This window comes from Spongiibacter thalassae, assembly GCF_012272835.1.
GTDB lineage: Bacteria > Pseudomonadota > Gammaproteobacteria > Pseudomonadales > Spongiibacteraceae > Spongiibacter > Spongiibacter thalassae.
Window position 1 is genome coordinate 1 of sequence record NZ_JAAWWK010000003.1, and the last position, 26,574, is coordinate 26,574.

The 26,574-nt window shown below is 54.5% G+C and carries 21 protein-coding genes and 1 tRNA gene; 13 read left to right on the top strand and 9 right to left on the bottom strand.

The window, feature by feature from the left end:
- The first annotated feature begins 697 nt into the window (after positions 1–697).
- The 3 genes from HCU74_RS08845 (at position 698) to HCU74_RS08855 (ending at position 4,747) form a co-directional block, all read left to right on the top strand.
- The gene (locus tag HCU74_RS08845; RefSeq protein ID WP_168450082.1) at positions 698–2,464 is read left to right on the top strand and encodes a cytochrome P450; all 1,767 of its coding nucleotides are present in this window, start codon (positions 698–700) and stop codon (positions 2,462–2,464) included.
- A 12-nt stretch (positions 2,465–2,476) separates the two neighbouring features.
- Entirely contained in the window at positions 2,477–3,193 is a 717-nt protein-coding gene (locus HCU74_RS08850; RefSeq protein WP_168450083.1) for a TetR/AcrR family transcriptional regulator, read from the top strand.
- Positions 3,194–3,313: 120 nt separating this feature from the next.
- The gene (locus HCU74_RS08855) at positions 3,314–4,747 is read left to right on the top strand and encodes a FadR/GntR family transcriptional regulator (RefSeq protein WP_168450084.1); all 1,434 of its coding nucleotides are present in this window, start codon (positions 3,314–3,316) and stop codon (positions 4,745–4,747) included.
- A 5-nt stretch (positions 4,748–4,752) separates the two neighbouring features.
- Here the strand turns inward: HCU74_RS08855 and HCU74_RS08860 are convergent, their stop codons facing one another.
- The 3 genes from HCU74_RS08860 to HCU74_RS08870 are packed head-to-tail and all read right to left on the bottom strand — an operon-like array spanning position 4,753 to position 8,753.
- The gene (locus HCU74_RS08860; protein ID WP_168450085.1) at positions 4,753–6,177 is read right to left on the bottom strand and encodes a coniferyl aldehyde dehydrogenase; all 1,425 of its coding nucleotides are present in this window, start codon (positions 6,175–6,177) and stop codon (positions 4,753–4,755) included.
- A 28-nt stretch (positions 6,178–6,205) separates the two neighbouring features.
- A complete protein-coding gene (locus HCU74_RS08865) occupies positions 6,206–6,844 on the bottom strand; it encodes a TetR/AcrR family transcriptional regulator (protein WP_168450086.1) in 639 nt (212 codons plus the stop codon).
- 19 nt (positions 6,845–6,863) lie between these two features.
- On the bottom strand, positions 6,864–8,753 hold the full coding sequence (locus HCU74_RS08870; protein ID WP_168450087.1) for a linalool dehydratase/isomerase domain-containing protein: 1,890 nt from the start codon (positions 8,751–8,753) through the stop codon (positions 6,864–6,866).
- 414 nt (positions 8,754–9,167) lie between these two features.
- Here HCU74_RS08870 and HCU74_RS08875 point away from each other — a divergent pair, with 414 nt between their 5' ends.
- The 7 genes from HCU74_RS08875 to HCU74_RS08905 all read left to right on the top strand — a co-directional run bounded on the left by HCU74_RS08875 (position 9,168) and on the right by HCU74_RS08905 (position 16,093).
- Complete coding sequence (locus HCU74_RS08875; protein WP_168450088.1) at positions 9,168–9,977, top strand: SDR family NAD(P)-dependent oxidoreductase; 810 nt, start codon at positions 9,168–9,170, stop codon at positions 9,975–9,977.
- 73 nt (positions 9,978–10,050) lie between these two features.
- Entirely contained in the window at positions 10,051–11,262 is a 1,212-nt protein-coding gene (locus HCU74_RS08880; RefSeq protein WP_168450089.1) for a cytochrome P450, read from the top strand.
- 94 nt (positions 11,263–11,356) lie between these two features.
- Positions 11,357–12,112 (top strand): glucose 1-dehydrogenase, encoded by a 756-nt coding sequence (locus HCU74_RS08885; RefSeq protein WP_168450090.1) that lies wholly within the window; start codon positions 11,357–11,359, stop codon positions 12,110–12,112.
- A gap of 28 nt (positions 12,113–12,140) precedes the next feature.
- Positions 12,141–13,604 carry an aldehyde dehydrogenase family protein gene (locus HCU74_RS08890; protein ID WP_168450091.1) on the top strand — a complete coding sequence of 488 codons (1,464 nt, stop codon included), beginning with the start codon at positions 12,141–12,143 and terminating at the stop codon, positions 13,602–13,604.
- 498 nt (positions 13,605–14,102) lie between these two features.
- The gene (locus HCU74_RS08895) at positions 14,103–14,525 is read left to right on the top strand and encodes a hypothetical protein (RefSeq protein ID WP_168450092.1); all 423 of its coding nucleotides are present in this window, start codon (positions 14,103–14,105) and stop codon (positions 14,523–14,525) included.
- A 93-nt stretch (positions 14,526–14,618) separates the two neighbouring features.
- Positions 14,619–15,266, top strand: coding sequence for a hypothetical protein (locus tag HCU74_RS08900; protein ID WP_168450093.1), 648 nt, complete (start codon positions 14,619–14,621; stop codon positions 15,264–15,266).
- Positions 15,267–15,445: 179 nt separating this feature from the next.
- The gene (locus HCU74_RS08905) at positions 15,446–16,093 is read left to right on the top strand and encodes a TetR/AcrR family transcriptional regulator (RefSeq protein WP_168450094.1); all 648 of its coding nucleotides are present in this window, start codon (positions 15,446–15,448) and stop codon (positions 16,091–16,093) included.
- 96 nt (positions 16,094–16,189) lie between these two features.
- Here the strand turns inward: HCU74_RS08905 and HCU74_RS08910 are convergent, their stop codons facing one another.
- The 3 genes from HCU74_RS08910 to HCU74_RS08920 form a co-directional block, all read right to left on the bottom strand.
- Entirely contained in the window at positions 16,190–18,565 is a 2,376-nt protein-coding gene (locus tag HCU74_RS08910) for a TonB-dependent receptor (protein WP_168450095.1), read from the bottom strand.
- A 67-nt stretch (positions 18,566–18,632) separates the two neighbouring features.
- Positions 18,633–19,553 (bottom strand): hypothetical protein, encoded by a 921-nt coding sequence (locus HCU74_RS08915; RefSeq protein ID WP_168450096.1) that lies wholly within the window; start codon positions 19,551–19,553, stop codon positions 18,633–18,635.
- 383 nt (positions 19,554–19,936) lie between these two features.
- Positions 19,937–20,440, bottom strand: coding sequence for a lactoylglutathione lyase family protein (locus tag HCU74_RS08920; protein ID WP_168450097.1), 504 nt, complete (start codon positions 20,438–20,440; stop codon positions 19,937–19,939).
- Positions 20,441–20,534: 94 nt separating this feature from the next.
- On the opposite strand from HCU74_RS08920, the gene HCU74_RS08925 reads away from it, so the two are divergent.
- The 3 genes from HCU74_RS08925 to HCU74_RS08935 all read left to right on the top strand — a co-directional run bounded on the left by HCU74_RS08925 (position 20,535) and on the right by HCU74_RS08935 (position 23,695).
- Positions 20,535–21,404, top strand: a complete 870-nt coding sequence (locus tag HCU74_RS08925) for a LysR family transcriptional regulator (RefSeq protein WP_168450098.1) — start codon at positions 20,535–20,537, stop codon at positions 21,402–21,404.
- A 287-nt stretch (positions 21,405–21,691) separates the two neighbouring features.
- Positions 21,692–23,209: a hypothetical protein gene (locus HCU74_RS08930; RefSeq protein ID WP_168450099.1), complete on the top strand. Its 1,518-nt coding sequence runs from the start codon at positions 21,692–21,694 to the stop codon at positions 23,207–23,209.
- Between the two features lie 246 nt (positions 23,210–23,455).
- Positions 23,456–23,695 (top strand): PRC-barrel domain-containing protein, encoded by a 240-nt coding sequence (locus tag HCU74_RS08935; RefSeq protein WP_168450100.1) that lies wholly within the window; start codon positions 23,456–23,458, stop codon positions 23,693–23,695.
- A gap of 6 nt (positions 23,696–23,701) precedes the next feature.
- Here the strand turns inward: HCU74_RS08935 and HCU74_RS08940 are convergent, their stop codons facing one another.
- The 3 genes from HCU74_RS08940 to HCU74_RS08950 all read right to left on the bottom strand — a co-directional run bounded on the left by HCU74_RS08940 (position 23,702) and on the right by HCU74_RS08950 (position 26,523).
- Positions 23,702–25,045, bottom strand: a complete 1,344-nt coding sequence (locus HCU74_RS08940; RefSeq protein ID WP_168450101.1) for a sigma-54-dependent transcriptional regulator — start codon at positions 25,043–25,045, stop codon at positions 23,702–23,704.
- Between the two features lie 256 nt (positions 25,046–25,301).
- Positions 25,302–25,378 (bottom strand) — tRNA-Arg (locus HCU74_RS08945).
- Between the two features lie 122 nt (positions 25,379–25,500).
- A complete protein-coding gene (locus tag HCU74_RS08950; protein WP_168450102.1) occupies positions 25,501–26,523 on the bottom strand; it encodes an SAM-dependent methyltransferase in 1,023 nt (340 codons plus the stop codon).
- Positions 26,524–26,574: the final 51 nt, after the last annotated feature.

A 26,574-nucleotide genomic window follows, 5' to 3' on the forward strand; every position in this document is an offset into this window, starting at 1 on the left:
CTTCGCCTTCCTTCAAAATGGTGACGATCTGCTCGTCGGTAAACCGCTTCTTCATGTCCGCATTCTCCATCGTTTGCGGACTTTACTAAGTTCAGGCTGGTACGGCTAGCGGGGAGCAGGTCAGGGTTAACAAGTTAATACCGAGCCAGCACGGTTTCTCAGTTCAGAGGTCATTCCTCTTACTTATTGCTTTTAAAATATACTCTCAAAGCGCCTCCTGAAAAAGCGAGACGGCTCGGTTTCTGGCACAGCGAGTCCCCTTATCAGCGCGCCACATCTTACTAACCTATTGATATTCACTTGATTCGTTGGTCTTATCACCTGCAATCTGTGCTGTCGTTGTCGGCAAACCGAGCCACAACTGCGGCACGGTAATGCTCACTCAGCAGCTGTTTGCCGAGCTCGTGAGAGCGCTGCAATCGGTCCTCCATGCTTTGTAAGTGCGAGAGCGGCAACTCGCCGATTGCGCTCGGCACCGTCCCCGAGAAAGACCCTGCTTGACATTGCCGCGTGCCTCATTACCACGAAAATGATAGTCGTCGGATCGCGTTCAGCGGTCAATCTCGCGCCCCGTGCCAAATGCCTCTAAAACCCTTGGGGGTATGTAATCCTATATATCTTTACAACAAATAAATTTTGTGGCTCAATTAATGAGACAAATAAATAAATCGTCTTATTTCGTTAGCTGAGGCCCACAATGAATACTTCCACTCTCAAGGTCGGTGACGTCGATCTGGCTGATACCAAGGTTTTTGAGCAAGCCGTTCCCCATGACTATTTTGCGCTGCTGCGCCGCGAAGCGCCGATAACCTGGCAGCCCCAGCCAGAAGAGGAGAACGGTGGTTTCTGGAATATCACCCGTTACGCCGATATTGAAGAAATCGAGAAAAATGTTGAGGTGTTTACCAGCCGCTGTGATATCAGCCCCATGCCGGTGCCCCAGTCCACTCTGGAAAACACCATTGATCACTCGATTATTATGAGTGATCCGCCGCGTCACGGTTTTTTGCGTCGGTCCATTATGAAGGCCTTTACTCCCAAGGCGATCAAGCAGCTGGAGCAGACAATTCAGACCTGCGCGGTAGATGCGGTTAACGCGATTATCGACAAGGGCGAGTGCGACTTGCACGATATGGCTGCGTACACGCCGATAGAAGTCGTGGCTGAAATTCTCGGTGTGCCCGCCCACGATCGTCAGAAGTTGTTTGATTGGGCCAATGCGATGTTTGGCAGCAGCGATCCCGAACTGTCGGACCCCCAGCGCAATATGATGGGCGCGTTTCAGATGTTTTCCTATGCCCGCCGTCTGGGCCTGGCGCGCCGGGAGAAGCCCGGTGAAGACGTATTCAGTATGCTGTCTGCCGCCGAGGAAGATGGCGAGCAGCTGAGCGATATCGATCTTGGCGCCACCTTTATTGTGCTGGCCACGGCGGGTAACGAAACCACTCGAACCCAGTTCCTACAGGGTGCACTGTTGCTGATGGAACACCCTGAGGTGGCTGCCCAGCTGCGGGAAGATCCCTCGTTGATCGACAATGCCGTTGAGGAAATGCTGCGCCTGACCACGCCGGCCATGTGTTTCGCCCGCCGGGCAACCCGCGACTACGAGATTAACGGTCAGTTGATTAAAAAGGGCCAGAAGGTTCTGATGTGGTATGTGTCCGGTAATCGGGACGAAAGCGTGTTTGAAAATCCGAATGTATTCGATATCCACCGCGCCAACGCGAACAAGCATTTGTCCTTTGGTTCCAGCGGTGCGGTGCATCGCTGTCTGGGGGCGAACCTGGCGAGAACGGAATTAAAGGCGATGTTGTTGCAACTGGTCACTCGCCTGCCAGACATCAAGCTCGCGGGCAAAGTGGATCGTTTGCGCAGCAACTTTACCAACGGTATTAAGCGTATGCCGGTAGCGTTCAGTAAAAGCGAGCCAACCGGTGACGCCTCCCATGTCACCATGTATGCCTCGGGCTATGAGGCGGCGCTGAAGCAGGCCGCAGAGCACAGTGAACCCGAGGTGATACTGGAAGCCAGCGCCAGTGGCCACGATATTCAGTTGGTGCATTTGGCCAGAGTGGAGTTGCAGCTCGGTGTGCCACAGATTATTGCTGAAGGCCCACGGGGTACCCGGCTGATGGTTGATATTACCAAGGCCTCCTGGGAAGGGCCGCGCTTGAAGGCGGTTCAGGCACCGTGTCCTTCTGGTGACTGGGCAACGGTGAGCCCTGATGGGGCGTTGATGATTGATGTTCGTGCTACGATTGAAACCCACGACGGGGCGACGATATTCGTCACCTACGAGGGGCGCTCTGACTATTCCAAGGGCGGCACCGCGCCGATTATTGTTACGCCGAAGTTTGAAACCGCTGATCCGCGTTATAGCTGGTTAAACAAGGTGCAGGCAGTAGGTCGGGGGCGCTCGGAAGGAATGAGCAAGCTGATTTATGAAGTGTACGAAGTGCGCTGACAGGGGGTGGGTATGATGGTGGACGCTGCTGCGCCGGCGCGACAGGAGAGTGTTTCCGGGGAGGTTTTGGCCGCTGCCGCACGGGTGGTAGCCCGCCTGGGAGTGCACAAGGTGTCGATGGAAGATATCGCCGCCGAGGCGAAAATGTCCCGGGCCACCCTGTATCGCCGTTTTGGCAACCGCGACATCATTATTGGTGCGCTGATTTCCCAACAGGCGCGCCCCTTTGTTGAAGATGCTATCCGCCTGTCCAGTGGTGCAAAGAGTTTTGCTGAGCAGATAGAGATCAACACCGTTCAGGCGGTGTTGAATATCGGCCAGTACAAGGCACTGGCGGCGATTTTCTCCCAGGGTAATGATCCGCGTAATCTGGTGTTGATTCGCCCGGTGTATCGCGAGGTGGTACTGGTCAACCTGATTCCCTCGCTGGAAGCGGCCAGGGAGTCCGGGGAGTTGCGCGATGGCCTCGACAACGAAGAAGTTGCCGAGTGGCTGATGCGGGAATTTTTAATGCTGGTGTCCGAGGGGCCGTGGACGGCAGAGCGGCTGCGTCGCCGAGTGCGCCAATTCCTGTTGCCGGTGTTGTTGAAGGACATGCCGGGGCAGGCGCAAGTTACCGAAAGCCCCAAGCCGACAGAGGCCCAGCGGCTCGATAATATGGAAAAGCGCCTGAGTGAAATTCAGCAGGCGGTCGCGCTGATCAGTCACAGTTTGCTGCACAAACCCTGAGGTTTTAATCCTGGGTAACGCGCCTTCCGGCGCGTATCACCTGCCACGTTTTTTTGTGTCCAGCCTGTTGGCACCGTAGAATCTCCCTCGTATTCACTCAGCAAACAGGCAGCACCGCTTATGGATCACTCCGTTGGCAACGATCCCAAACGCGCACACGCCCTCGCCAAGCAAATGATCCAGGATATTGTGGCGGGCAGCCTCGGTGCCGACGCTTTTCTCGGCCGTGAGCCGGTGTTGCTGGAGCGCTATGGTGTCAGCCGCGATACCTTTCGCGAGGCCCTGCGCCAGTTGGAGTGGCTGGGAATTGTGCGCACCCAGCGTGGCGCCAGAGGCGGAGTGTATGTGCAGCCCCCGAATCAGTCGGCAGTGGTGAATGTGCTGCGCGACTACATCGATTTTTCACAACCCGGCTTTGGCGATTTACTGGCGGTGAGACGGGTGCTTGAGCAGGAATTGCTGCACGCGGCAATTGCTCGCCTTGAAGACCGCGATATCGTCCGTCTGCGTATTTTGCAGGGGCAGTTCCAGCGGGATATGAGTCGCGAACATTTCGTGATGCTGTTGTTTCGTTTTTATCGGCAGTTGATGGATATCGCCGACAACGAAGTGATTACCCTCAGCTTGATGCCGCTGCTGTTTGTGACCGTCGATCTGGCCAATTTTGAAACCCTCAGCGACAGCGCCTTCGCCGACAACAGTGAGCGAGCCTGGCACACCCTCAGTGCGCTACTCGATGAATTGATTGGCGGCAATGTGGTGGCCGCTAGCGGCCTGTTGTTGAGATTCCTCGATTTTACCGGGGCCTCGGTGCCGGACCAGATCGCCGCGCTGCACAATGCAGAGAGTTATCCCGACTGGTTTGATGCCCGGCGAAATAAACTGGCCAGGGGGCTGATTTACCGGATTCATCAGGACATTCGCCGCAGTGGCTGCCAGCAGGGCGACCACCTGGGCACCGAAGCGGAACTGATGGCCCGCTATGATGTGAGTCGCAACACCTTTCGCGAGGCCTGCCGTGTGTTGGAGGTGGTGGGTCTGGTGGCGGTGCAAAAGGGTCGCGACGGCGGTTTGAAGGTGGCACAACCCCGCCCGGATAATGCGATATCGGCGGTGGTGTACTACCTGAACGCCGTCAAGGTGTCTTATCTGAGTCTGACCCGGGTGCGCAATGCGGTGGAGCTTGCTGCGGTGCCTGCTGCGGTGTCGTCACTGAGCGACCAAGCGGCTGAGCACTTGACCGAGCTGCTTGCTGTGCAGAAAGCGGTGGTGGGTGATAAGCGCTTTGCGGCGGCGGCCATAGCCACACAGAAAGCGATGATTCGTTACTGCGGTAATCCGATCATGATTTTCTACTATGACGCCCTGCTGGACAGTATCTATTACCGCGATCAGGGAGCGGTGGCGCTGACCAGGCTGATGGAGCACGCCGAGCCAATAACGGCCAGCCAGTCGGTGATTATCGACGCGATGCTGCACCGCGACCGGGCGCTGGCGCGCCGCCGGGTGCTGCAGCACCATGCTGCCATCGAAAAATACGTTGGCAGCATGTAGGGCGGTTATAGCATTTTATCGACGAAGCGCTGTTTCTTTTCGGTAGACGGCGGCGCCAGATATTTCCCCAGACTGAGCAGCCCCTGTTTATACACCGCCTTTTGGTGGCTGAACTGGAGGAAGCCATGGTGGCCGTGGTAGGCACCCATGCCGCTGTTGCCGACGCCGGCCAGAGGCAGGTCGGGGCAGGTAATATGTTGGGCAACATCGTTGAGGGTGACGCCCCCTGAGCAGGTTGTGGTGAGTACCTTGTCAATGTGCGGGCGGTTATGGCTGAAGCAATACAATGCCAGCGGTCGCGGTTTTTGATTGACGTAGGCAATGGCTTCGTCAAAGCGCTTGTAGGTCTTTACGCACAGAATCGGGCCGAACAATTCCTCGTTGATTATTTTCAGGCTGTCGTTGGGGTTGACCACAAAACGGAACGGCATTTTGCGCGGAGCCTGAGTGAAATCCTCGTTGGCGGGGTTCAGTGTGTCGATGCGACAACCCGCCTGTTCCGCCTCCTCGATATAACTGTTCAGTCGTTGCAGATGGCGGTCGTTAATGATGGAGGTGAAGTCGTCGTTGTCGGCGAAGCGCGGGAAGAAGCCGGTCATGACCCGCTTGGCGTGGTCGAGGAAGGCCTCTAGTTTGTCTTCAGGCAGCAGCACATAATCCGGCGACAGGCACAGCTGGCCGGAGTTCATCGCCTTCATGGTCATGGTGCGCTCGGCGGCCACCGCGATGTCGGCGTCGCTGTCGATCAGCACCGGGCATTTGCCCCCCAGCTCAAGGGTGACCGGCACCAGGTTGCGGGCGGCGGCGGCCATGACCGATTTGGCAATTTCCGGCCCTCCGGTATAAACAAGGTGGTCGAAGGGCAGCTGCGAGAAGGCGATGGCCGTATCCACGCCACCGGTGACCACCGCCATTTCGGTGGGGTCGAAGGCGTCGGCCACCATCGTGTGGATTACCTCCGAGGTTGCCGGGGTCAGGTCCGAGGGCTTCAGCATCACCCGGTTACCGGCGGCAATTGCACCAATGGCCGGTGAGAAAGCGAGGTAGGCGGGAAAATTCCACGGTGACATATTGCCGACCACACCCAGCGGTTGATAGTGAATGTGTGCTTTAGCCCCCAGCAGGTTCATCGGCGCGGGGACTTTGCGCTTTTGCGGGCGCATCCAGCGTTTGATCTCCTTTTGGGTTTCCTTGGCCTCGCGGGTAGCAGACAGCACATCGGTCACCGTGGACTGAAAGCGGCTGCGGTGGCCGAAGTCTGCCGACAGGGCCTCAATGAGCGCGTCTTTGTAGCGCAGGTGAATATCGGCAATGCGCTTGAGCCGGTCTATGCGAATATCGGCGCTGGGAAAGCCCTCTTGCATAAAGCTTTCGCGCTGCTTGGCCAGTAGTTGTTGCAACTTGTCGTTGTCCGATAGAGGTGTAGTCATAGTGTGATACCTGTCGAGTCAACCGAAATTAGAGATAGCGCAATTTGTCGAGAATCGCGTCGAGTTTGTGATGTACCGTGTCGTCCTGGGTGCTGTCGTCTTGTAACGGCCGCAGGGCATCGACGATAAATAGCTGAAGGTAGCGGCCCAGCGCGCCTGCGTCGGGCTTCGGGGTCAGGGGAATACTGACCAGCACCCACATCTGGCGGAGAATCCAGTCGGCAACCTCCTCGGCGGGAATATCCTGGCGCACCCCGCCATCCCGTTGGCAGGTGGCAATAAATGGCTGAGTAATATCGGTGAAAGCTGCCGGTGCGCGGCTGTCTTCCCGATATAACAGGTGAATGGCTTGCCCGATGCTGGCCTCATCGCGGGGAAGGTAATCCCGTGACTGAGCGGTGCTGGCCAGCTGTTTGGCAAAGTGGAACAGCCTTTTGCGCGGACAAGTGGCTTGTTCTGACTCGCTGATAATGGCGCGCAGGCGCTCTGTCCACAGCTGGGTGACCACACAGGTAAAAAGGTCGTCGAGGTTCTTGAATTCCCGATAGAAGGAGGTGCGTGATACCTCAGCGAGTTGGCACAGCTCGTTGATCTGTGCCTCGGCCAGTGTGTGCTCGCGCAGGTAGTCAGTCGCGGTGTCGAGGATTTTTTGGCGAATAGAACTCATGGATTCTCACTGATGTTGATTATGTACGGACCGCCAGTCGCAGCTGGCAGCGTCCGTTAACAGGGGTATCAATATGCGCCTTGCCATCGATGTCAGCGGTGGTGGCGGCAATCACGTTGTCGTGCTCGTCGAGCAACACATAGGGGGTTTCCCCTTGCAGTCGCGAGAAATGCAAGACGTGGGATTCCCCGGTATCGGCACTGCTGCAGAGCGTCATGCTCAGGGTGCTACCGTCGTTGTCGGCGGCGGCTACCATAACATCGGGGTAGGGTACTGACTCCAGACGCGGCCCCCGGCGAATGGACGCCGGCACCTCACCGTGGGCCATACGATACCAGCAACCGGGGGTGGCAAAGCGCGCAATATGGGAAAAGCACTGGGCCATTACCGAGCCTAGGTGGTGCAGAGCGCCGTCTTTCCAGTCGGTGCCCATTTCCTCGTACCGCTGGCGGGCAAATTCATAGATCGCCAGATCGCCCATTTCCTTGGCACTTTGCATCAGGGTTATCCAAAAGAAAACGCCGTTCTTGGTGTAGTTGCCTGCGTCCAGCATGCCGGGGCCACTGGGTGTCCACGCCGCCATATCGTCGCCGAATTCCTCGTTGAGCATGTATTTTGCGAGTGCCCAATACACCTGGGCGAGCCGCGGCGAGGTCATGTTCAACAACCAGATATTGCCCAGATACGCAAAGGGTCCGCCACCGGCAAGGATGATGCCGCTGCGGCTGGACATTATGGTCGCCGTGCGTCCCTCGGCCATAGTGAACTCGGTTTCGATAATATGGTTGAACTTCTCCAGGCGGTCGAGTCCGTGGCGGGTGCCGTGTACCTTGTCGAACACCAGCGCGCCGGTCATGCCGAACAGATTGCAAATCGCAAATACCCAATTGGGTTCGCAGGGAAACAGGCTCAAGCGACTGCGGTCAAATTGCTGGCTGACCACCTCAACAATGCGGGGGAAGTCGTAGCGAAAATAGCGTTTGGGACCTTCTTTCAGGGTCAGTGCATCGGGAGTTGAGTAGCGCAGATCGTCGGTGGCGCGTTCATAGGCGCCCAATGCCAGGGCCCACCAGCCCGAGTACATAATGTTGTCCTTTTTGACCGGGTCGGCGTTAAAGCGGAAATTGCCCAAGGCGTTCTCCACCCGCCAGTAGTGCCACACCCGTCGATCTTTCATCTTTTCAATCGCCCGGCGCTGAGCCTTGTGGAGGTAACCCGAAAATGCCGGGGTGCGGGAGATTTGCAGGGCGGCAAGGGCGTAGTTGATTGCTACCAGTTGGTAGCGCCAGGCGGCCTCACGGAACTGGTCTATTTTGACAAATCCGTTGAACTGGTCGATGGGCTGCATTGCCAGATTGAGTATATAGCGCAGCGAACCGAGTTCCTTGTCGTCGAGCTCCTCTCCCAGTTCATGGGATTTTTCGGGGGTAATAAAGGGCACTTCGCTCAGGTATTTATTCAGTGCCTGTGCGCGGACCTGCTTGGCTTTGCGTTGGTGGCGGCCGTGGTACAGATAGCCCGCGAGCATCGCCAGGCTGATGACCGGCACACTGATGCTGGCGGCCAGTGAAGGTGGGTTGTCGATACTCCATGCCGCGAGCAGGGCTGGCAGTAGCCAGGCCAGTACCGGAAAGATAAAGCCCCCGACCAGCAGCCACAGTACCAGCGAGAGGGCGAACAGCCCCATGCAGAGAACAAACCAACCCGGAGCACCTGCGGCGAGAAAACCGCCGCCCGGCAGCCATAGTCCCAGCCCGAAGGCCTGATAGCCTGAAGTGAAATCGAGCAGTGTGGGCAGCAGGCCTATTGCGGCGAGCACCGCCCAGATTGTCAGTGCCCGCTGGCGAATGCTGCGGAGTATGGGGCCACCGCCTACAGGGCTGTTTGCAAAGAGTGTGTCGGGTGCCATGGTGCTCACTTTTTTTACATTATGGTGTGTGAATGTTGATCGGCTTGGAGCTTAATAAAGATCATGTGTTAAATAGTGTTACATAAATGTGTTCAAATCAATAAATATGTTACAAATTCGCTGTCGGTTTACTTGGGTTGCGATACTTTTGTTTTAATAAAAAGTAATAAAAACAATAACATATAAAAATCATACATATCAATTATAGGATTTCTTTACAGGCGCCTAAAAAAAGCGATATATTGTGCCGAAGTTGTTTAGCGCCATTTTGATTTGTGGTTATGGCTAATTATTTAGAGCCGTTACGATAATGTTGCCCTGTTAAGACGGCCTGTGGCGCCTCATTCAAAAATAAATTTTAAAGCGTCTACTAATAATAGTGTGACGTGATAAGTGACATTAGCTGGAGCGACGATGAGCAGTAAAACGGTATTGGTGACAGGGGGCGGCAGCGGTATTGGTCGCCAGTTCGTGAGATTGTTCGCTGCGGACGGCTACCGACTGGTGGTGTTCAGTCTTGTACAGAGTGAGCTGGATGACCTGGCCGTAGAGCTGCAACGGGACTTTCCCACTGCTGAGTCAGTGCTGGTGCAGCAGGATGTTGCCGCCGAAGGCGCAGCCGAAGAAATGCTCGCCTACTGCCAGCAGCACCAACTCGTTATTGATGTGCTGGTAAACAATGCCGGTTTTTGCGTGTTTGGTGACCATGTGGCGGTAGACGGTCCGCGGGTTGAAAGCATGCTCAAACTTAACGTGATCGCGCTGACCCAGATGTGTCGGGTATTCGGTGACGATATGAAGCGTCGGGGCGAAGGCAAGATTCTCAATGTCGGCTCTATGGCGGGTTATATTCCTACAGTAGGTATGGCGGCTTACTGCGCCTCCAAAGCATATGTAAATAACTTCAGTGCGGGTATTGCCGCAGAGCTGGCGGATTACGGTGTGCAGGTGAGTGTGCTGTGCCCCCCTGCGACCCAGAGCAAGTTCATGGCCACTGCCAAGGGCAACGATGACACCGGCCAGGCCGTGGAAAAATTTGTTTCCGGCAAAATGTTTAGCGCTGAGGAAGTGGCCACGGCGGGCTACCGGGGGTTGTTGGCCGGGAAGCGTCGAATATCAGTCACACCCATGTTGCGTTTTTCCATGTTTATGATGCAGCTGTTGTCGCCGGATACTCTGGCCAATATCACGCTGAAGCAGGTGAAAAAACTCAAGTCGGCGTAAGGGCCGAGCTGTCCGCCGGCGGCTTTGTTTACCGGTGTCGGCGGAGCTTTCCAACGAGGTAGTGTGTATAACAATGTTTAAATCCAAAAATAAAGAACCGCGCATTCCCAGCCATGTTCCGGCGGCAATGGTCTATGACTTTGATATTTTTACAGACTCGGCCCGAGGCGGCGATGTTCACGCAAGCCATAAATCCCTGCACGAAGCCGCGCCGGACGTGTTCTATACCCCTCATAATGGCGGCCATTGGATAGCAACGCGCATGGAAGACGTGCGTTACATCATGCAAACCCCGGAGTTGTTCTCCAGCCGCAATGCACCGTTTTCCCCCGATGTCGGCAAGCTGGGTTTGTCGCTGCCGCCCCAGGATATGGATCGCCCGGATCACGCACTGTATCGCCAGTTGTTGATGAAATTCCTATCGCCGCAAAAGGTGGTAAAGCTGGAGGCCCAGATTCGTGAACTGGCCATCGGCCTTATCGAAGACGTTAAACCCGAGGGCGGTTGCGAATTTATGTCGTCGGTGTCGGTGCCTATTCCGGTCAAAACCTTTATGGGGCTGATGCATATGGATCAGTCTCGCTACGAGGAGTTTGTGCGCTGGGCGAACGGTATTCTGGCCTCTGACACCATGCTCAAACGCCTGCCGCCCTTTGTGCGTATGCACTTTTATTTAAAGTCGTTGATTCGTCAGCGCGTAAAGTCGCCCTCTGACGACCCCATTAGCATGTTGCTGGCTGCCGAGGTCAACGGTGAAAAACTGACCCACAAGCGCGTATTGGAAATGTGCAACTTACTGTTCCTCGCGGGGCTGGATACGGTGACCAACGCCATGACCTTTTCCATTAAACACCTGGCAGAAAATCCGAAATTTCAGCAACAGCTGCGGGACCATCCCGAAAAGATACCCGCCGCGGTGGAAGAGCTTTTACGTCGCTACGCTTTTCCGAATATTCCCCGGCGTGTCACTCAGGACACCGAACTTGGCGGCGCGAAAATGCGCGCGGGCGACCGCATTATCTGCAGCCTGGCGGCGGCGAACAACGACGACCGAGTGTTGGACAACCCCGGCGAGGTCGATCTGGAGCGCCCCAAATTCCGTCATATGGCCTTTAACGGTGGCCCCCATAACTGTGCCGGTGCAACCCTGGCGCGGCTGGAATTGCGAGTATTTCTTGAAGAGTGGCTGGCGCGGATGCCGCCATTCCAGCTCGAACCCGGCTTTAAACCTGAAATGCGCGGTGGCGCCGTAATGGCAATGGAAAGCCTAAAACTGCGCTGGTAAATCTCAGTGCGGTCTGTGCCGAAAGCCAATAATACGATTAATGACAGGCTGATACCGAGGGTCGTCAGCCTCACCCTGAACCAGGAGAAACATAATGAGTTTTGATAATAAAGTAGCCATTGTTACCGGTGCGGCCCAAGGTATGGGTGCCGCCTATGTTCGTTTGCTGAGTCAACGGGGTGTGGCGGTCGCTGTGGCCGATATCAATCTGGAATTGGCAGAAACGGTTGCGGCGGGGATTACCGCCGAAGGTGGCAAGGCGCTGGCGGTGAAGGTTGATGTTGGTTCGCCCGAGTCGTGCAAGGCCTGTGTCGAGGCTACCGTCGCGGCCTTTGGTAAATTGAATTATCTGGTCAACAACGCCGGTTTGCTCAGCGCGGCGACATTGCCGCCCTTGCAGGATATCAATATCGACGACTACCAGCGGGTGATGTCGGTGAATATGCACAGCGTGCTGTATATGACCCAGGCAGCGGCCCCGGAAATGAAAAAGCAGGGCGGCGGTGCCATTGTTAATACGTCTTCTATCGGTAGCTGGCAGGCGACTGGCATTTATTCGGTGTCGAAGGCGGGTGTGAATACCCTGTCGGTGAACCTTGCCCACTCACTGGCTGCGGACAATATTCGTGTTAATGCGATTGCCCCCGGCACTGTAGATACCGAAGGCATGAAGCCCATTATGTCGGTGGAGCAAATGGCCCAGTGGGCGAAAATGTCCGGTCAGGCTACCGGTGAAGTGGCAGGGCCAGAGAAAATTGCTGCGGTAGGGGTCTTCCTGTTAAGTGACGAAGCGGCCTTTGTGAATGGTCAGGTGTTCCCCGTAGACGGCGGCACAGTTATCCGCATTTGATGCCCCTAACCATAACGAGATAATCACGATGACTAACGAATTCGATTCAAGCTGCCCAGCGGGCTGTCTGCTCATTGGCGACGAAGTAATAGAACAGGCGTCCGGCGGCGTATATACCCATATCAACCCCGCCACAGGCAAAGCCCAGGCGGAGATTCCTCTGGCCGGTGTTGCCGAAACTGAAAAGGCCGTAGCAACGGCGAAAACCGCCTTTGAGATCTGGCGTGGCATGCCCGGTCGCGAACGCGCCGCACTGCTGAACCGCTTAGCTGATCTGATTAAACAAAACGCCAGTGAATTTCAGCGCCTCGCGGTGATGGAGGGTGGCACGCCCTTTAGTATGGCTGCCGGTGGTGCCGGATTGGCTGAGGAGTGGACTCGCTACTACGCCGGCTGGGCCGACAAGCTGGACGGCCAGGTGGTTAGCAGCTACCCCAGCGATGAGTTTATTTACACCCTGCCTGAACCCTATGGCGTGGTGGGTATTATTGTCACCTGGAACGGCCCGTTGATTAGCCTGGGTATGAAGGTGATTCCCGCATTGGCAGCCGGCAATACCGTGGTGGTCAAGCCTGCAGAGCAAACCCCCTTTGTGGCGGCAATGTTCGGAAAATTGGCACTGGAAGCCGGAATTCCCGCTGGTGTCATTAATATCTTGCCCGGTGCAGTAGAATCCGCCCAGGCATTGATCGGCCACCCCGACGTACAAAAAATCAGTTTCACTGGCGGACCTGTTACCGCCCGCAAAATCCTCCACCAATGCGCCGAGCTGCTTAAGCCCTCGGTAATGGAGCTGGGTGGCAAGTCAGCCAATATCGTATTTGAAGACGCCGACCTCGACAGCGCCGCGCAACACGCCGCCACCATGAGTGTAGGGTTGTTAAGCGGCCAGGGTTGCGAACTGCCTACGCGACTGCTCGTGCAGGAAAGCGTGTACGACGAAATGGTCGAGCGCGTGGTTGCCATTGCCAAGGCGCTGCCCATTGGCGACCCCCGAGATGTGAACACCTTTATTGGGCCAGTCATCAACGAAGAAGCCTGTGAGCGTATTCTGGGAATGGTTGAGCGCGCCAAGGAAAGCGGTGCCGGTCGACTGGTGCTTGGCGGCGAGCGTCTGGGTGGTGAGCTGGCCGACGGGTTCTTCCTGTCGCCCACCATTTTTGCGGATGTCGACCCCCACAGCGAAATCGCCCAGCAGGAAGTGTTTGGCCCGGTGCTGGTGATACAGAAATTCAGCACCGAAGAAGAAGTGATCGACATCGCCAACAGCACCCAATACGGATTGGGTGGCTATATCCAAACCAACGACCTCAAACAGGCGCACCGGGTTGCCGCTGCACTGCGCACCGGCTTTGTTCATATCAATGGCAGCCGTAACATTCCCGCCCACGCCCCCTTCGGTGGCCTTGGCCTTTCCGGCTTCGGCAAAGAGGGCGGTCGTCCGGGTCTGGATGAATTTGTGCGACTGAAAACTGTAAGCCTGGCGCAGTAAGTTGAAATGACCTTCTGCGGGTTGGCGAGCGCATCGTTTGGTGCGTGAGCCAGCCAGGCGAATTCGATTTGGCTTGTGGGTTCTATAGTCCTGGCTGTGCGTTGCTTTACCCCGTCGAGTACCGCGTTCGTAACTATACGTTGTGTATTAAAACGCCCCTCTATCTTTTTGCTTTAAATAAAGCAACGCTCAATTCTGCATGCTGAACTACCCAGTAGATTTTACCCTTGCCAAGGTTTATCCTCGGACTTTGATGCGTGCCTTCGCGCTTTGCGCGTAAAACAAAATATCGTCAGTACACACTTCAAGCACATAGGATGGTGGCGAGTGAGATACGGAGCACCTACCTTCCTTCAGACCCTGCGGGTTCGGTTTTTTCAGCAGCGTTTTGGCCGTTAATCGATCTACTTCCATGTAGAAACAAAGATTCGTGCGCTGTTGTGGGTAAAATGAGTGGGCGTGATTTATGGGTGCTAGCCTTAAATATGGAGATACACTTTGAAAAATATCGTAATAGTATTATCAATATTTTTTTCGCTTTCTGCTACGGCAGAGCCAATCAAAGATGTCGGGGGTACAAAGCAACTCTGCCAGCAAGCAGCTGATGCGTTTGGATCCGGAGATCCAAAGAAATCTATGGAAATTCTTAAGCCTCATTGGCCTTTACCCGTTGAAGAAATCAACAATCTTGCGTATCAAGCTGAGAGCCAGTTGAAAATGGTGTCATCCCGATTTGGCTCAATTTTAGGTGCTGATTTTGTAGGAACAAAAGTTGCTGGAAAAAGTTTTATTCAGCACACGTATATTGGAAAGTTTGAAAAGCATGCGGTTCGTTATATTTGCGTCTTCTACAAACCAAAGGAAAAATGGGTTGTTAATGCAGTATATTGGGACGATCAAACTCCAGCGTTATTTCAATAGACATAACATGTATAGAAAAGCGCATTTTACGTACGGCCTGCAGCTCTACAAAAATTAATTGCGTGTGGCGGCGTCGGTAATCAGGGTATGCACATGGAAGACAGTAACAACCCATTCAGAAAGGCGGGTTTTGGCCTCCTTGTAATTGGCATTATTGATCTCGGAATTATAGCCTATGCTATTGCCAACAAAATAAGTTACTCGTCGAGTTTTAATATATTCGCAGTTATCGCAGGGATACTTCTTATAAAAGGTGGGGTAAAAACAGCGAGGGCTGTGCGTTGGTTCAGTGCGTTTCTATTCGTGGCATTTATCGGGCTTCTAGCGGTTATGCCTATTATCACTCCAGTTGGCCTGCTCATAACTCAGATAAAACTTAACGCTTTATCCGTAGTGGGTTCTTTTGCCTATGGGTTAGTTTTTGTTGGGGTGCTTATTTGGGTTCACATACAGCTGTCAACTCCAGAATCCTTGCGTGTTTTGGAGAAAGCAGGATATAAAACTGCCAAGCCTAAATCAGCTTATATTGCCGGTGCTGGATTGTTGGCTCTTGCCGTTGGCCTGTCTACGGCCTTTCTAAACGGGGAGTCCGCACAAAAGGCTAAAGCCTTAGCTAAGGAACAGCTTGGGCCTGAATTTAACTATCACGTTACCAGTATGACGACCTTCGGTCGCTCTGGTCATGCTTCAGTAGCTGCATACACAGATAAGGAAATACACCGTGTTCAAGTGCAGTGGTAACTCACAACTACAAAGTTGCGGGAGCAGGTCAGTGAGAGTTACACGATCTAGCGCCGATAGGACGTGGTCTCGTTTGCGATAGGTCGCTGTGGTGAAGCTGTGTCGTCAATGACGGGGGCCGGCGAATATAGTCCGTTACGTCGCCGCCCGAGCGTTTAACTAACCAACGGAATTCAGCCGTGGACAATGACCCAAACCAACCCGCCGGTTTACGCCGAGAGCCCAAACAGGAACGCTCTCGACGTATGGTGGCGGCGATAGAACAGGCTGCCCGCAGGATTATGCTGGAGTCCGGTGGCGAGGCCCTGTCTACCACCTCGCTGGAGTTGGTGTCCGGTGTGCCGAAGGCGTCTATCTATCAGTATTTTCCCAGTCTTGAAGCGGTAAAGGCCGAGGTCTTTCGCCGGGAGATTCGTCAGCATTTTGAGGAGTGGTCCGAGCGACTTGCCACCCGCTGGGACACTATGGCTTTGGCGGAGGGATTGGCAATGATTGTGGATTCGTCCATTGAGCTACAGTCGTCGTTGATTGATCTCGACTCGGAGTTTTACCAGTCTCACAGTGGTTATTTTGGTATCTGGACGGCCTACGACAGCTATGCGGATCAGCGCGATGCGGGCGCGGAGCTGTTGAAGGAGTTTTTTGCCCGCCACTATCCCACGATGGATAGTGAGGCGCTGGATTTGCGAGCCCGGGCGATGGGCCGGGCTGTGGAGCAGTCGTCGTACCATATTCTGCGGGATAACCCGTCCTATCGACATCAGCCGCTGTTACGGGAGCTGTTGCTGTCTATGGCGTTGAGCTTTTTTGCGCCGTCGTTAATCTAGGTCTGTAATCACTAATTGGATTATCGCCTGCTGGAGGTGATCCTTGACTGCAACAGCAGCGAGCAATGAGTGTTAACAGGCCCTGGTTTTCGGGGCTTACTCGTCGTCGTAATGCCAGTTTACCCGAATGCCGTAGCTTTCCGGTTTGGCCAGTTTTCCAACGATGCCAAAGTCGGTTTGGAACTGGTAAATGTAATACCGAGACCCTTCCAGATTGCCACCGAATAGCGAGATGTCTACGTTGCTGTCGTCGTGGGTGTAGGTCAGTCTGGCGTTCAGTACGGTATAGGCATCCTGTTCAAGCTGGTTGGCCGCGTCGAAGTAGTAGCCGTCGTTGTAGTAATAGTCGAGGCCAATATTAAGTTCGCCGCCAGGTACGGCTTTAAACCAGTTGGCGCCAAAAGTAGCGGTTAGCTCGGGGTTGCGCACAATGGTGTTGCCACTGTAGTTTTCGTCGTCGCTGTAGCTACCGGAAAAGCCACCTTCCGCTTCGGTGTAGCCCACGGCGTCGTCAAAGCGTTCGTAGCGGCCGCGCAGATAGCTGGCTCCCAATGTGAATTTCCATGCGGGGCTGGCGGCCCATTGAATATCGAAATCGGCACCCTCTACAGTGGCCAGTTCGGCGTTCTGGAACTGCACAACACCTCCCGACATCAGCGATACGAACTGCGATTGCAGGTCGTCGATTTCAGTGCGGAACATGGCCGCGTTGATTTGTAGCCGCCGTTCAAACAGCGATGACTTCACCCCCAGCTCTGTCGTGGCGACGGTTTCCGGTCGAATAAAGGTGGGTGATTGGGTGAGGTTGACGATGTTGTAGCTGCCACTTTTGAAGGCCTGCTGGTAGGAGGCGTAAACAAGCTGGCCTTCTGCCGGGCTGGCCGATAGGGTGAGTTTGGGAGAAAAGTTGCTCTCTTCAAATTCTTCGTCGGGGTACTGGTTGGCATTGGTTTGCGGCTGTTGGCCTGCAACCTGGGTATTAATATAAAGATTGGCGTTGAATACCCGACGCTTTTCCCGCTGATAGCGGCCTCCGAGGGTGATATCCAGCCAGTGCAGGGGTGTCCAGGTTATCTGGCTAAAGGCCGAAGCGGCAACGGTGTCCAGCGAGCCGGTAACGGTTACCTTTGCCTGCACCAGCTCATCCAATGGCGACAAGGCGCCTCCGAAGGCATCTAGAATAGGTGAAAATGCGCTGAAATCCGCAGGCAGCGGTGGGCTTCCACCCAGCGCGCCGGAGAGGCCGTTGTTCAAACCGCCCAGGGCAAAGCCTACCGGGTCGTAGCCGACGGTGCTGTCGGTGTAGTACAGGCCAACAATCCATTCCAGTTGCTCGTTCCAGCGGGAGTCAGTGTTGGAGATCATCTGTAATTCCTGGCTGAATATTTCGCCAAATAGCTGCGGGAAGTTTTCCTTTTGAGTGCCGTCACCACCAAACTCGACCAGGTTGGCATTTGAACCGTCAAAGTCCACCAGCGATTGGCCATTGGTGTCCTGGTAGGCGGTAATCGACTTGATGTCGAATGGGCCGGGGTAAAACTGCAGGGTGAGGGCACCGGCCTTGAGCAGACTGAATGCGGTGTTATTGATATTGGTATTGGCTTTGTAGTCCGGCGCACAGGAGATGCCCAGCGATGCGCCCAATTGCGAGGGCTGCAAGCAGGCCAGTAATGACGTTCCCACACCCTGCGAGTCAAAGTAGTAGGCGCTCAACTGCGCTTCGGCCCATTCGGTAGGAATCCACCGGGCACTGAGATTCACCCCGCGTTCACGGTAAGGTTGAAGCTGGTCATAGCTCACCTCATCAACGGGGGTGTAGTAGTCTTCTCGGGTGTTGTAAATCAGTGCGCCGCTTACCGCGAGGCGCTCGGAGAGCGGGCCACTCATGTAAACACGATTGTTATTTTCCTCGAAGCGTTCGTAGCTGCTTGCCGCCTTAAGGGTATGGGTTTCGCTGGGCTGGCGGGTGGTAATACTGATCGCGCCGCCGGTGGAATTTCGACCGAACAGTGTGCCCTGGGGGCCTTTTAATACTTCAACCCGTTCAACTTCACCGAGGGAACGGGCCAGGCCAAATGAAATTGGGAAATACACGCCGTCTATATAGGGGGCAACACTGAGGTCCGCCGAGGGTATAAACGCGTCGGTGCCCACGCCACGAATAAAAATTACCGCATAGTTCACCAGGGTGTCGTAGACCAAGCCGGGGGTTTTCATGGCAAGGTCGGCCATGGATTTGACCCCGGCTTTTTCCAGACCGTCACCGCTGAAGGCGTTAATCGCGATGGGGACATCATTGACGTTTTCCGCCCGTTTCTCGGCGGTAACCACTATTTCCTCCAGGGCGTAACTGGAGTTCGCTGCCGCTTGCGCCATCACCACTGACGAGTTGGAGGTGAGAAGCGCAAGTGCGGCGGCCAGGGTGCTGAGGCGTCGTGGGTATGGAACCCGGGTTGTTGATGTGTCTGTCATGTCGCAAGTCCAGTAAGGTTCAACCTTGGTTGTTTATTGTTGTTAGAAAAGGAGCGCACAGGCTGGGTCACGGCAGGTATAAACTGTCCCATCCAGTTAAAAGCCGTAACCCAAGTAGCGGCACAATCAGGCACAGAATAAAGGTAGCATTAAATACAATAATCCAGCTTGCCAGGCGCAGAACGGGCGAAAGCCAGGCGTTGCGAGCGGTAAGGGTGCCATTGCTATTGGTATCGATGGTGAAACGTGTAAGCGGGAGCAGCGATTCCAGGCGATTGGGGCCGCGCTCGTCGGGCGCGCCCACCAGCCACGAAATCAGATTGGGCCAGATAAACATGGTTAGCATCGGCCACATCAGCGGGAAATTACCCCTGCCCATATCGAGGTAGGGGCCAATGGGTGGGTCATAGGTCCACCAACCCATATAGGCAGCGGTGCCCTCTACCACAATATTCCAGATGAAGGTAAGCGGCACGGTGAAAACGATAATAGCCTTGCCCAAGCTCGTGCCAGGGTGTCTGGATTGGTAGTAACGGGCCAGCTCGATAATCGCCCAGGTGTGCAGCACCCAGTACACCGCATACATAAATGGCATCCACGCCGGGTTGTGTGGGGCGGTGTAGGGCAGGTCGAGGCTGTAGTGCAGAAAGTCAGGGCTGTACAGCAGGTGTTGGCCCCAGTCGCCAAAGGTTTCCAGCCAAAACGTCGAGGCGCTGGCGAGGCACATTAATACCCACCAGGTCAGCTCGCCCTTGCGCAGACTGTCGCGAATCAGCACCACTAACACAAGTATCGCCAGGGCCGGGATAAGATAATTCAACACCCAGGGCATGGGTGGGTCGATAATCCCGCTGGGCAGGCATCTGCCATCCAGCCAGAACGTTCCTTCACCCGCCGCGCAGGCTTCCCCGGGGGGGCCGATTTGCGCCGCGCCGTTGTCGATCAGTGATTGGTGGGCATTGTTGTTCGACCAGTGAAACGTCGGCATAGCGGCCTCCTATATTTATTTTTCTTGACGGAAATTATCGCGTGGATGATCGGTAGAACGAAGGAAAGTCGGGTCGGATTTAAACGACGTTGATATATTTAGTAACTATTTGATATTTAAAATAATTGTGAGGTTATAAGGGGAGGGCTGATCGCGTGGGTTTATATTTTGGGGCGAAGGTGGGGTCTGTCCCCTGATAAGCGGGGACAGACCCCGAATGGCCACGAGCAACAGTTGTCTTTGGTTGATCTCGAAGCGAGTGTTATCACTGCGTTGCTGCCAGGGGTGTTTAATTGAATTGAGCGAGGCTGTTAGCTGAAGCAGTAGCGCTTCCGGCAGGGAGGCGAGAAGCTTTCCAGGCACCCTGCGAACGATTTCATTGGCTAGGAGTAGGCCCCTTCGCTGTATATCAACTCGTAGCTGTGGCTGTAAATTTCCAGAATGTTGCCAAATGGGTCTTCCATATAAATCATGCGGTAGGGCTTTTCGCCGGGAAAATAGTAACGCGGTTCTTCCATGCGCTTTTTACCCCCAGCAGCAACAATGCGCTCTGCAAGTTCCTCGACGTTTGGATCTTGCACGCAGAAGTGGAACACGCCGGTTTTCCAGTATTCAAAATTGTTATCCGGATTGGTCTGGTTGTTAAACTGAAAGAGTTCTACGCCAATTCGATCGCCCGTCGATAAATGGGCGATTCGAAAACTTCCCCAGCCCGCGCCAAATACATCGGTGCACATTTCGCCGATAGCGCTGCCGTCTTCTTCAATCTCAGTCGGTGCCATAATTAAATACCAACCCATGACTTCGGTGTAGAACGTTACAGCTTGCTCGAGGTCGGGCACAGATATGCCGATGTGTGAAAAATTTCTTGGGTAAACGTTGCTCATGGTGCGTCCTCTTTTAATGAATCTGAGAACAGATTACGCGGCACATATAATTACGTATAATTATTGTTATTAATTAAAATGATTATAATATGTAATGATAAACACACTGTGGTTACGTACTTTTTGCACCTTGGTCGAAGTGGGGCATTTCACGCGCACGGCTGAGCGCCTTCACATGACGCAATCGGGGGTTAGCCAGCACGTGCGAAAGCTGGAGGATCAGCTCGGTGCGGAGTTGCTGGTTCGCCAGGGAAAACACTTCTCGCTCTCAGGCGCTGGTGAGAGGCTCTACAACGAGGCGCAGGATATCCTGCGGGCGTTGTCGAATCTTTCACGGCAAGTCGGAGAAGACCCTCCGTATGAGGGGGAGGTGCGGATAATGTCACCGGGAAGTGTTGGGTTGAAGCTCTACCCACATTTGTTGGCCTTGCAGCGTGCACACCCGATGCTGGCAATCGATTATCGGTTTGCGCCAAATTCGGATGTTGAGAGTGGTATAGCGGATTCCAGGGTAGATATTGGATTTATGACGTCGAAATCAGCCCTGGCCGACGTTATTTGTAAGCCTGTCGCTCAAGAGTCGCTGTTGTTGGTCACGCCCGCTGTGGTCGAGGACCCGGACTGGGGTGCTCTGATGAAGTTGGGGTTTATCGACCACCCCGATGGAAGTCACCACGCAAATCTACTGCTTGGCGCGAATTACCCTGAGTTTCAGCACAGCAATTTGTTTCCCAAAAAGGGGTTTTCAAACCAGATTGGTCTGATTCTGGAGCCGATCAGTATGGGTCTGGGTTTTACCGTTTTACCTCAATATGCCGTCGAAGCCTATGGAAAGCAGAAGCAGATCAAAACGTATCGTCTGGAAAACCCGGTAAGCGAAACACTCTACCTTTGCGTGCAACGTGAAAGGCGGCTTCAAGCGAGAGTGGAAACCGTGATCGCGGAGGTGATGCGTTGGCTGTAAATGGAGTCAGTGGTCTTCTGTCGGGGCAGGCCATTCTGTGCGGGTAATAGAAGTTGCGAGGTGCGATATGCGCGTAAAATTTACACGGCCATTTGTAAAAATGGCCGTAAAGTTACTGTTTTTCAAACATTTCCGTCGGCTGAAAAATCCTTAACATACTGAAAAACATGGAAAATATGATTTTGGCAAGAAGGTTGCTGTCTACCCTTCAAAGGCTGGTAAAAGCCTGGTAGTAATTTTTCAACGCATTTTTTGGATGCGACATAACTACAGTACGGGAGTGATGTATGAAGCCAGTGACGCGTAAATCTGTAATGCCGCTTATTGCCGCAGGTAGCTTAACCTTTGCCAGTACGTTGGTGCTGGCCGCTCCGGGAGCAACTGTTGGCGCGGGTTCCTCGAGTTCCAGTACATCGCCAATAGGTGGCCACAATTCAAATAGCGGGATGATGGGGAGTACGTCGAACTCCGGGCTGAGTGCTAACGGAGAAATGGAGGCGGCGCTGGAGACCGACATGCTGCGAGAAGAGGAAGAGGCTCAGGTCTCTGCATCGCAGACATCTCAGGAGTCGGCCAATGCCAAGGTACTGCCCGGCCTCGAAGAGCCGAACACGAATACTGAGACCGATAGTCAGCCTGCTGGTGAAACAGCGGATAGACTCCCCAATAGTAGAGGGGACTCGGTGGCGGAAAGCAATTCATCTCCGACACCCTCAACCGGCGATACCGGAGAGGCTGACAATGCTGCCCCTTCGGCACCTTCTACTGATGATGCAGACCGGTCTCCCGGGTTTTTTGAGCGCCTCTTTGGTGGTGGAGAGTCTCGCCCTGACTCGGCTGAAGAAACCACAGATACCGCACAGAATAGTGTAGCCGGTGCGGATGCGCCGAATGCTCCCGACAGTGATAGAGAGATGCCATCCGGCTCGTCGGCGCCTGAAAGTGATCGTGCTGAAAAGGCCCGTGAGTCAGCGGAGGATCGAGTATCCAGTGCAGAGACTCCGGACAAGCCATCAGCGCCGTCCAGTGACGAGGTCGATCGCTCCCCTGGTATATTGGAGCGCTTGTTTGGAGGGGCGGAGTCAACAGCCGACTCGGCTGACGAAGCCAAAGATACCGCACAGAATCGTGTAGCCGGTGCAGATGCGCCGAATGCTCCGGACAGTGATCGAGAGATGCCATCCGGCTCGTCGGCGCCTGAAAGTGATCGTGCTGAAAAGGCCCGTGAGTCAGCGGAGGATCGAGTATCCAGTGCAGAGACTCCGGACAAGCCATCAGCGCCGTCCAGTGACGAGGTCGATCGCTCCCCTGGTATATTGGAGCGCTTGTTTGGAGGGGCGGAGTCAACAGCCGACTCGGCTGACGAAGCCAAAGATACCGCACAGAATCGTGTAGCCGGTGCAGATGCGCCGAATGCTCCGGACAGTGATCGAGAGATGCCATCCGGCTCGTCGGCGCCTGAAAGTGATCGTGCTGAAAAGGCCCGTGAGTCAGCGGAGGATCGAGTATCCAGTGCAGAGACTCCGGACAAGCCATCAGCTCAGTCGACCCCTTCCACTGCTGAGGTCGATCGCTCCCCCAGCTTGTTTGAGCGTCTGTTCGGCGGAGTGGATTCCAACAAAGATGCTGAACCGGTCCGTGAGGCTTTTGGTCGGCTCGATGTTGATGATGATGAGTTGATCTCTCGTCAGGAAGCTGACGGCAGCCGCCAAGTGAATGCCAATTTTGATGCTCTGGACGCTGACGGCAGCGGGCACCTCAATAGGGAGGAGTTCAGCAAGATCCAGAGTCTTGCCAGTAAGTAAGACAGCTTGATCGAAAAAACAGGGCGGCGAAAGCCGCCCTTTGTTGTGCGGGGTAGTGCACTGAATGAGCTGCTGCGTGGTAAGGACGGCTCGATTCTATGGCGAAAGAAAGTAGGCGGTTCGATTAGCGTGATTGCGCTGCCGAATTTTTTTACAGCCGAAATGCCATCGACGTATGCAGTCAAAGGGCGTAATGGAATCCCCCGGCCTATGTCAAAGATCTTTGCGATTACACGGTGGTGAAGGATGAAGTTGGACGAAGTGCCAAAACTATTGGCAGCGCACATTCGCGATCGCAGGAATAAACCCTTGGGGATCATTCGGGAGCTGCTGGTCAATACAGCAACCGGGCGAATCGAAGGCGTGGTGGTGCAGGCGCATAACCAGCATGTCACTATTCCCTGGTCAAACCTTGAATTCGACGAGGGCGAACAGGTTCTCAGGGTGGTGACACCTCAAGAGGACTTGATACCGAGGTTTCATTAATTTGTTTTACGCATTGGGCGTATCGTAATCGTTCAGGCGATTGTAAAGCGTTTTTAGGCTAATCCCCAACGCGGCGGCAGTCGCTTTTTTGTTGCCTTCGTTGGCTTCAAGAGTTGCGAAGATCAGCTTTTTTTCTGAGTCCTCAAGACTCTCACCCACGGATATGCGGAGGTATTCGCTGGACCCCTCGTTGCTGAGCACTTCTTCGGTAATAAGGTCGGCGGTTATATTGCCATTGGCGAGTAAGTAAGCTCTCTGTACAGCACTGCGCAGCTCACGTACATTGCCGGCCCACGACATTTGATCAATTTTGTCTAGCGCTTCTTCGGTAAAGGCGGCGCAATTGCCATCCTGCTCATTGAGTTGCGTTAAAAAATATTGTGCCAGTGCCGTTTTGTCGCCGGCGCGGTCTCGCAAGGGGGGCAGCCAAACCGGAACCTGGGCGATTCGGTAGTAGAGATCTTCCCTCAGCTTGCCGTCGGCGATCGCTTCCTCGGGCTGACGATTGGTTGCCGCAATAATGCGTACGTCTAAGTCGATGTCATTTTCTGAGCCCAAGCGCCTGATTACACCTAATTCCAGAGCCCGCAGCAGTTTTACCTGCAGCTCTATTGGCATTTCTGTAATTTCGTCGAGAAACAGGGTACCGCCATGGGCAGTTTCAAAGAAGCCTCTGTGAGTGCTGGTAGCACCGCTGAAACTGCCCTTTTCATGACCGAAGAGCTGGCTCTCGATCAGGCTGGGGCTGATGGCTCCGCAGTTCACTCCGACGAATGGCTGGTCACAGCGCGTTGAGCGCTGATGAATGGTTTGTGCGGCGAGTTCTTTTCCGGTACCACTTTCTCCAATCAGCAAGACACTGACGTCACCGGTCGCGACCTTGCGCAATGTGCGATACAGCCGAAACATTAACGGGCTGCTTCCCCTCAGCAGGCCGAACTGTCCCGGCGGAGGAGGGGGCGGCGGCACGTTTTCGCTCACCGGGGCTCGCTCCGCAATAACATCGGCGATCAGGTCGCTGACAAAGGTATCGGAGTCGTTTTTGGTAAAAAAGTAGCTGGCGCCGGCTCGAATAGCTCGATGGACGGTTTCCGGGCAGTCTTCATTGCCCATGATGAGTGTTTCACAATCTTCCAGTTGCGGTTGATGCAGTACGGAAAAATCCTGTTCAAGAATTCTTAAATCGATAAACGCGAGATGCGGTGCTGTCTCGCCCAGCGCAGCGTGGCACTCCTCGGCAGTATGGACAACAGTGACGTCGAAACGGTGATTGCTGAGGCCTTCCTGCAAGGCGACAGGGTATTCTCCGTCCGGATCGGCGATCAGACAGCGCAATGTACCGCTACCCATACAATTTAACCCCCCGCATATTCACGTAACAGCCATTAATTTTGGTTTTATATACCGGAAGCACTATGACACATTTTTGGGCTTGTTGCGCAGCTGAGGCTGGTGGTTTGGAACGCGTGGAGCCCAATCGAAGGGGTGGGGTCTGTCCCCAATTAAAAACGGGGACAGACCCCGAATGGGGAAATAGAAGGAATGTCCTGATTTACTTTATTCCAGACGAAAAAAAAGGCCTGCATTGCTGCAGGCCTTTTAAATATGGCGCGCTCGGGAGGATTCGAACCTCCGACCGCCTGGTTCGTAGCCAGGTACTCTATCCAGCTGAGCTACGAGCGCGTCGAGGTGGCGTATAGTATGCAAGCCCCCTCTTGCTGTCAACGATCTTTACCAAAAAAATTCAAAAAACTGTATATTGGGTAAAATTTGAGCAAATATAAGGGCTTACGGGCATTTTTTGATCAGTCAGCAAGCTGGCCCGGGGTTAGTAAATAGTGTCCGACAAACCATTCCTGTCCGCCACGGTAGGCGAAAAGCTCGGCACAGGCGAGTAGGAACATTCGCCAGCGGTTTAATTGAATTTTGGGGTTGGGAGCGTCTTTCAGCACCGATAGCGCCATGTCCCGATTCATATCCAGTTTTTCCAGCCAGGCTTCCAGGGTTTTGGCGTAGTGTTCGCCATTGACCCGCCAGCTATCGACGATTCGCATATGTTCCGAGAAGTGCATCAGGGTGTCGAAGGCGGGCATTTGGCCGCCGCTGAAAAAATTGTCTGTCATCCAGCCGCCATCAAAGGGGTAGTGAAGGTAGGCGTGACAAAAGATATGCACGAACATCAGGCCGTCTGGGTCGAGCCAGTTTGAGGTGTTCTTTAGCAATTCACGATAGTTGCGTACGTGTTCAAGCATTTCCACGGTAACAATGCGGTCGAAGCGCTGGTCGAGGCTAAGTTCCGCGACGTCGCAGGTGATAACGGTAAGATTGCGAAGGCCCCGATTGGCGGCGCATTCCTCGATGAATTCCCGTTGCCCGTGGGAGTTGGATACGGCGGTAATCGTGGAGTTTGGGTAGTGCTCCGCCGCCCATAGGCAAAAGCTGCCCCAGCCGCAGCCCAGTTCCAATATACGCTGACCATCTTCCAGCTGGGCGCGCTCGGCGTATATGCGCAGCATGCGTTCCTCTGCCTCGTCCAGGTCCTGGCAGTCTGCGTCCCACCAGCAGCTGCTGTATTTCAGTCGCTGCCCTAGCATCAACTCGAACAGCGCGGGTGGCACCTCGTAATGCTGCTCGTTGGCGTCCCGGGTGTTAATGGTGATGGCCGACTCTTTCAGTTGCTGGCGAAAGGCGCGTCTACGGTTCTCGTTTTGCTGAAGATTGTGACTGGCTTCCTCTGACAGGCGTTCAGAAAGCTGTTTACGAATGCCCCGGCGAACCAGGCTGTCGGGGATCAGGCCTTTTTCGGCCAGGGTAATGGGGTCTAGCATATGACGCTCCGTATCGGGTGTGTGGCTCGACATGGTTGCAGGGCCGAGCAG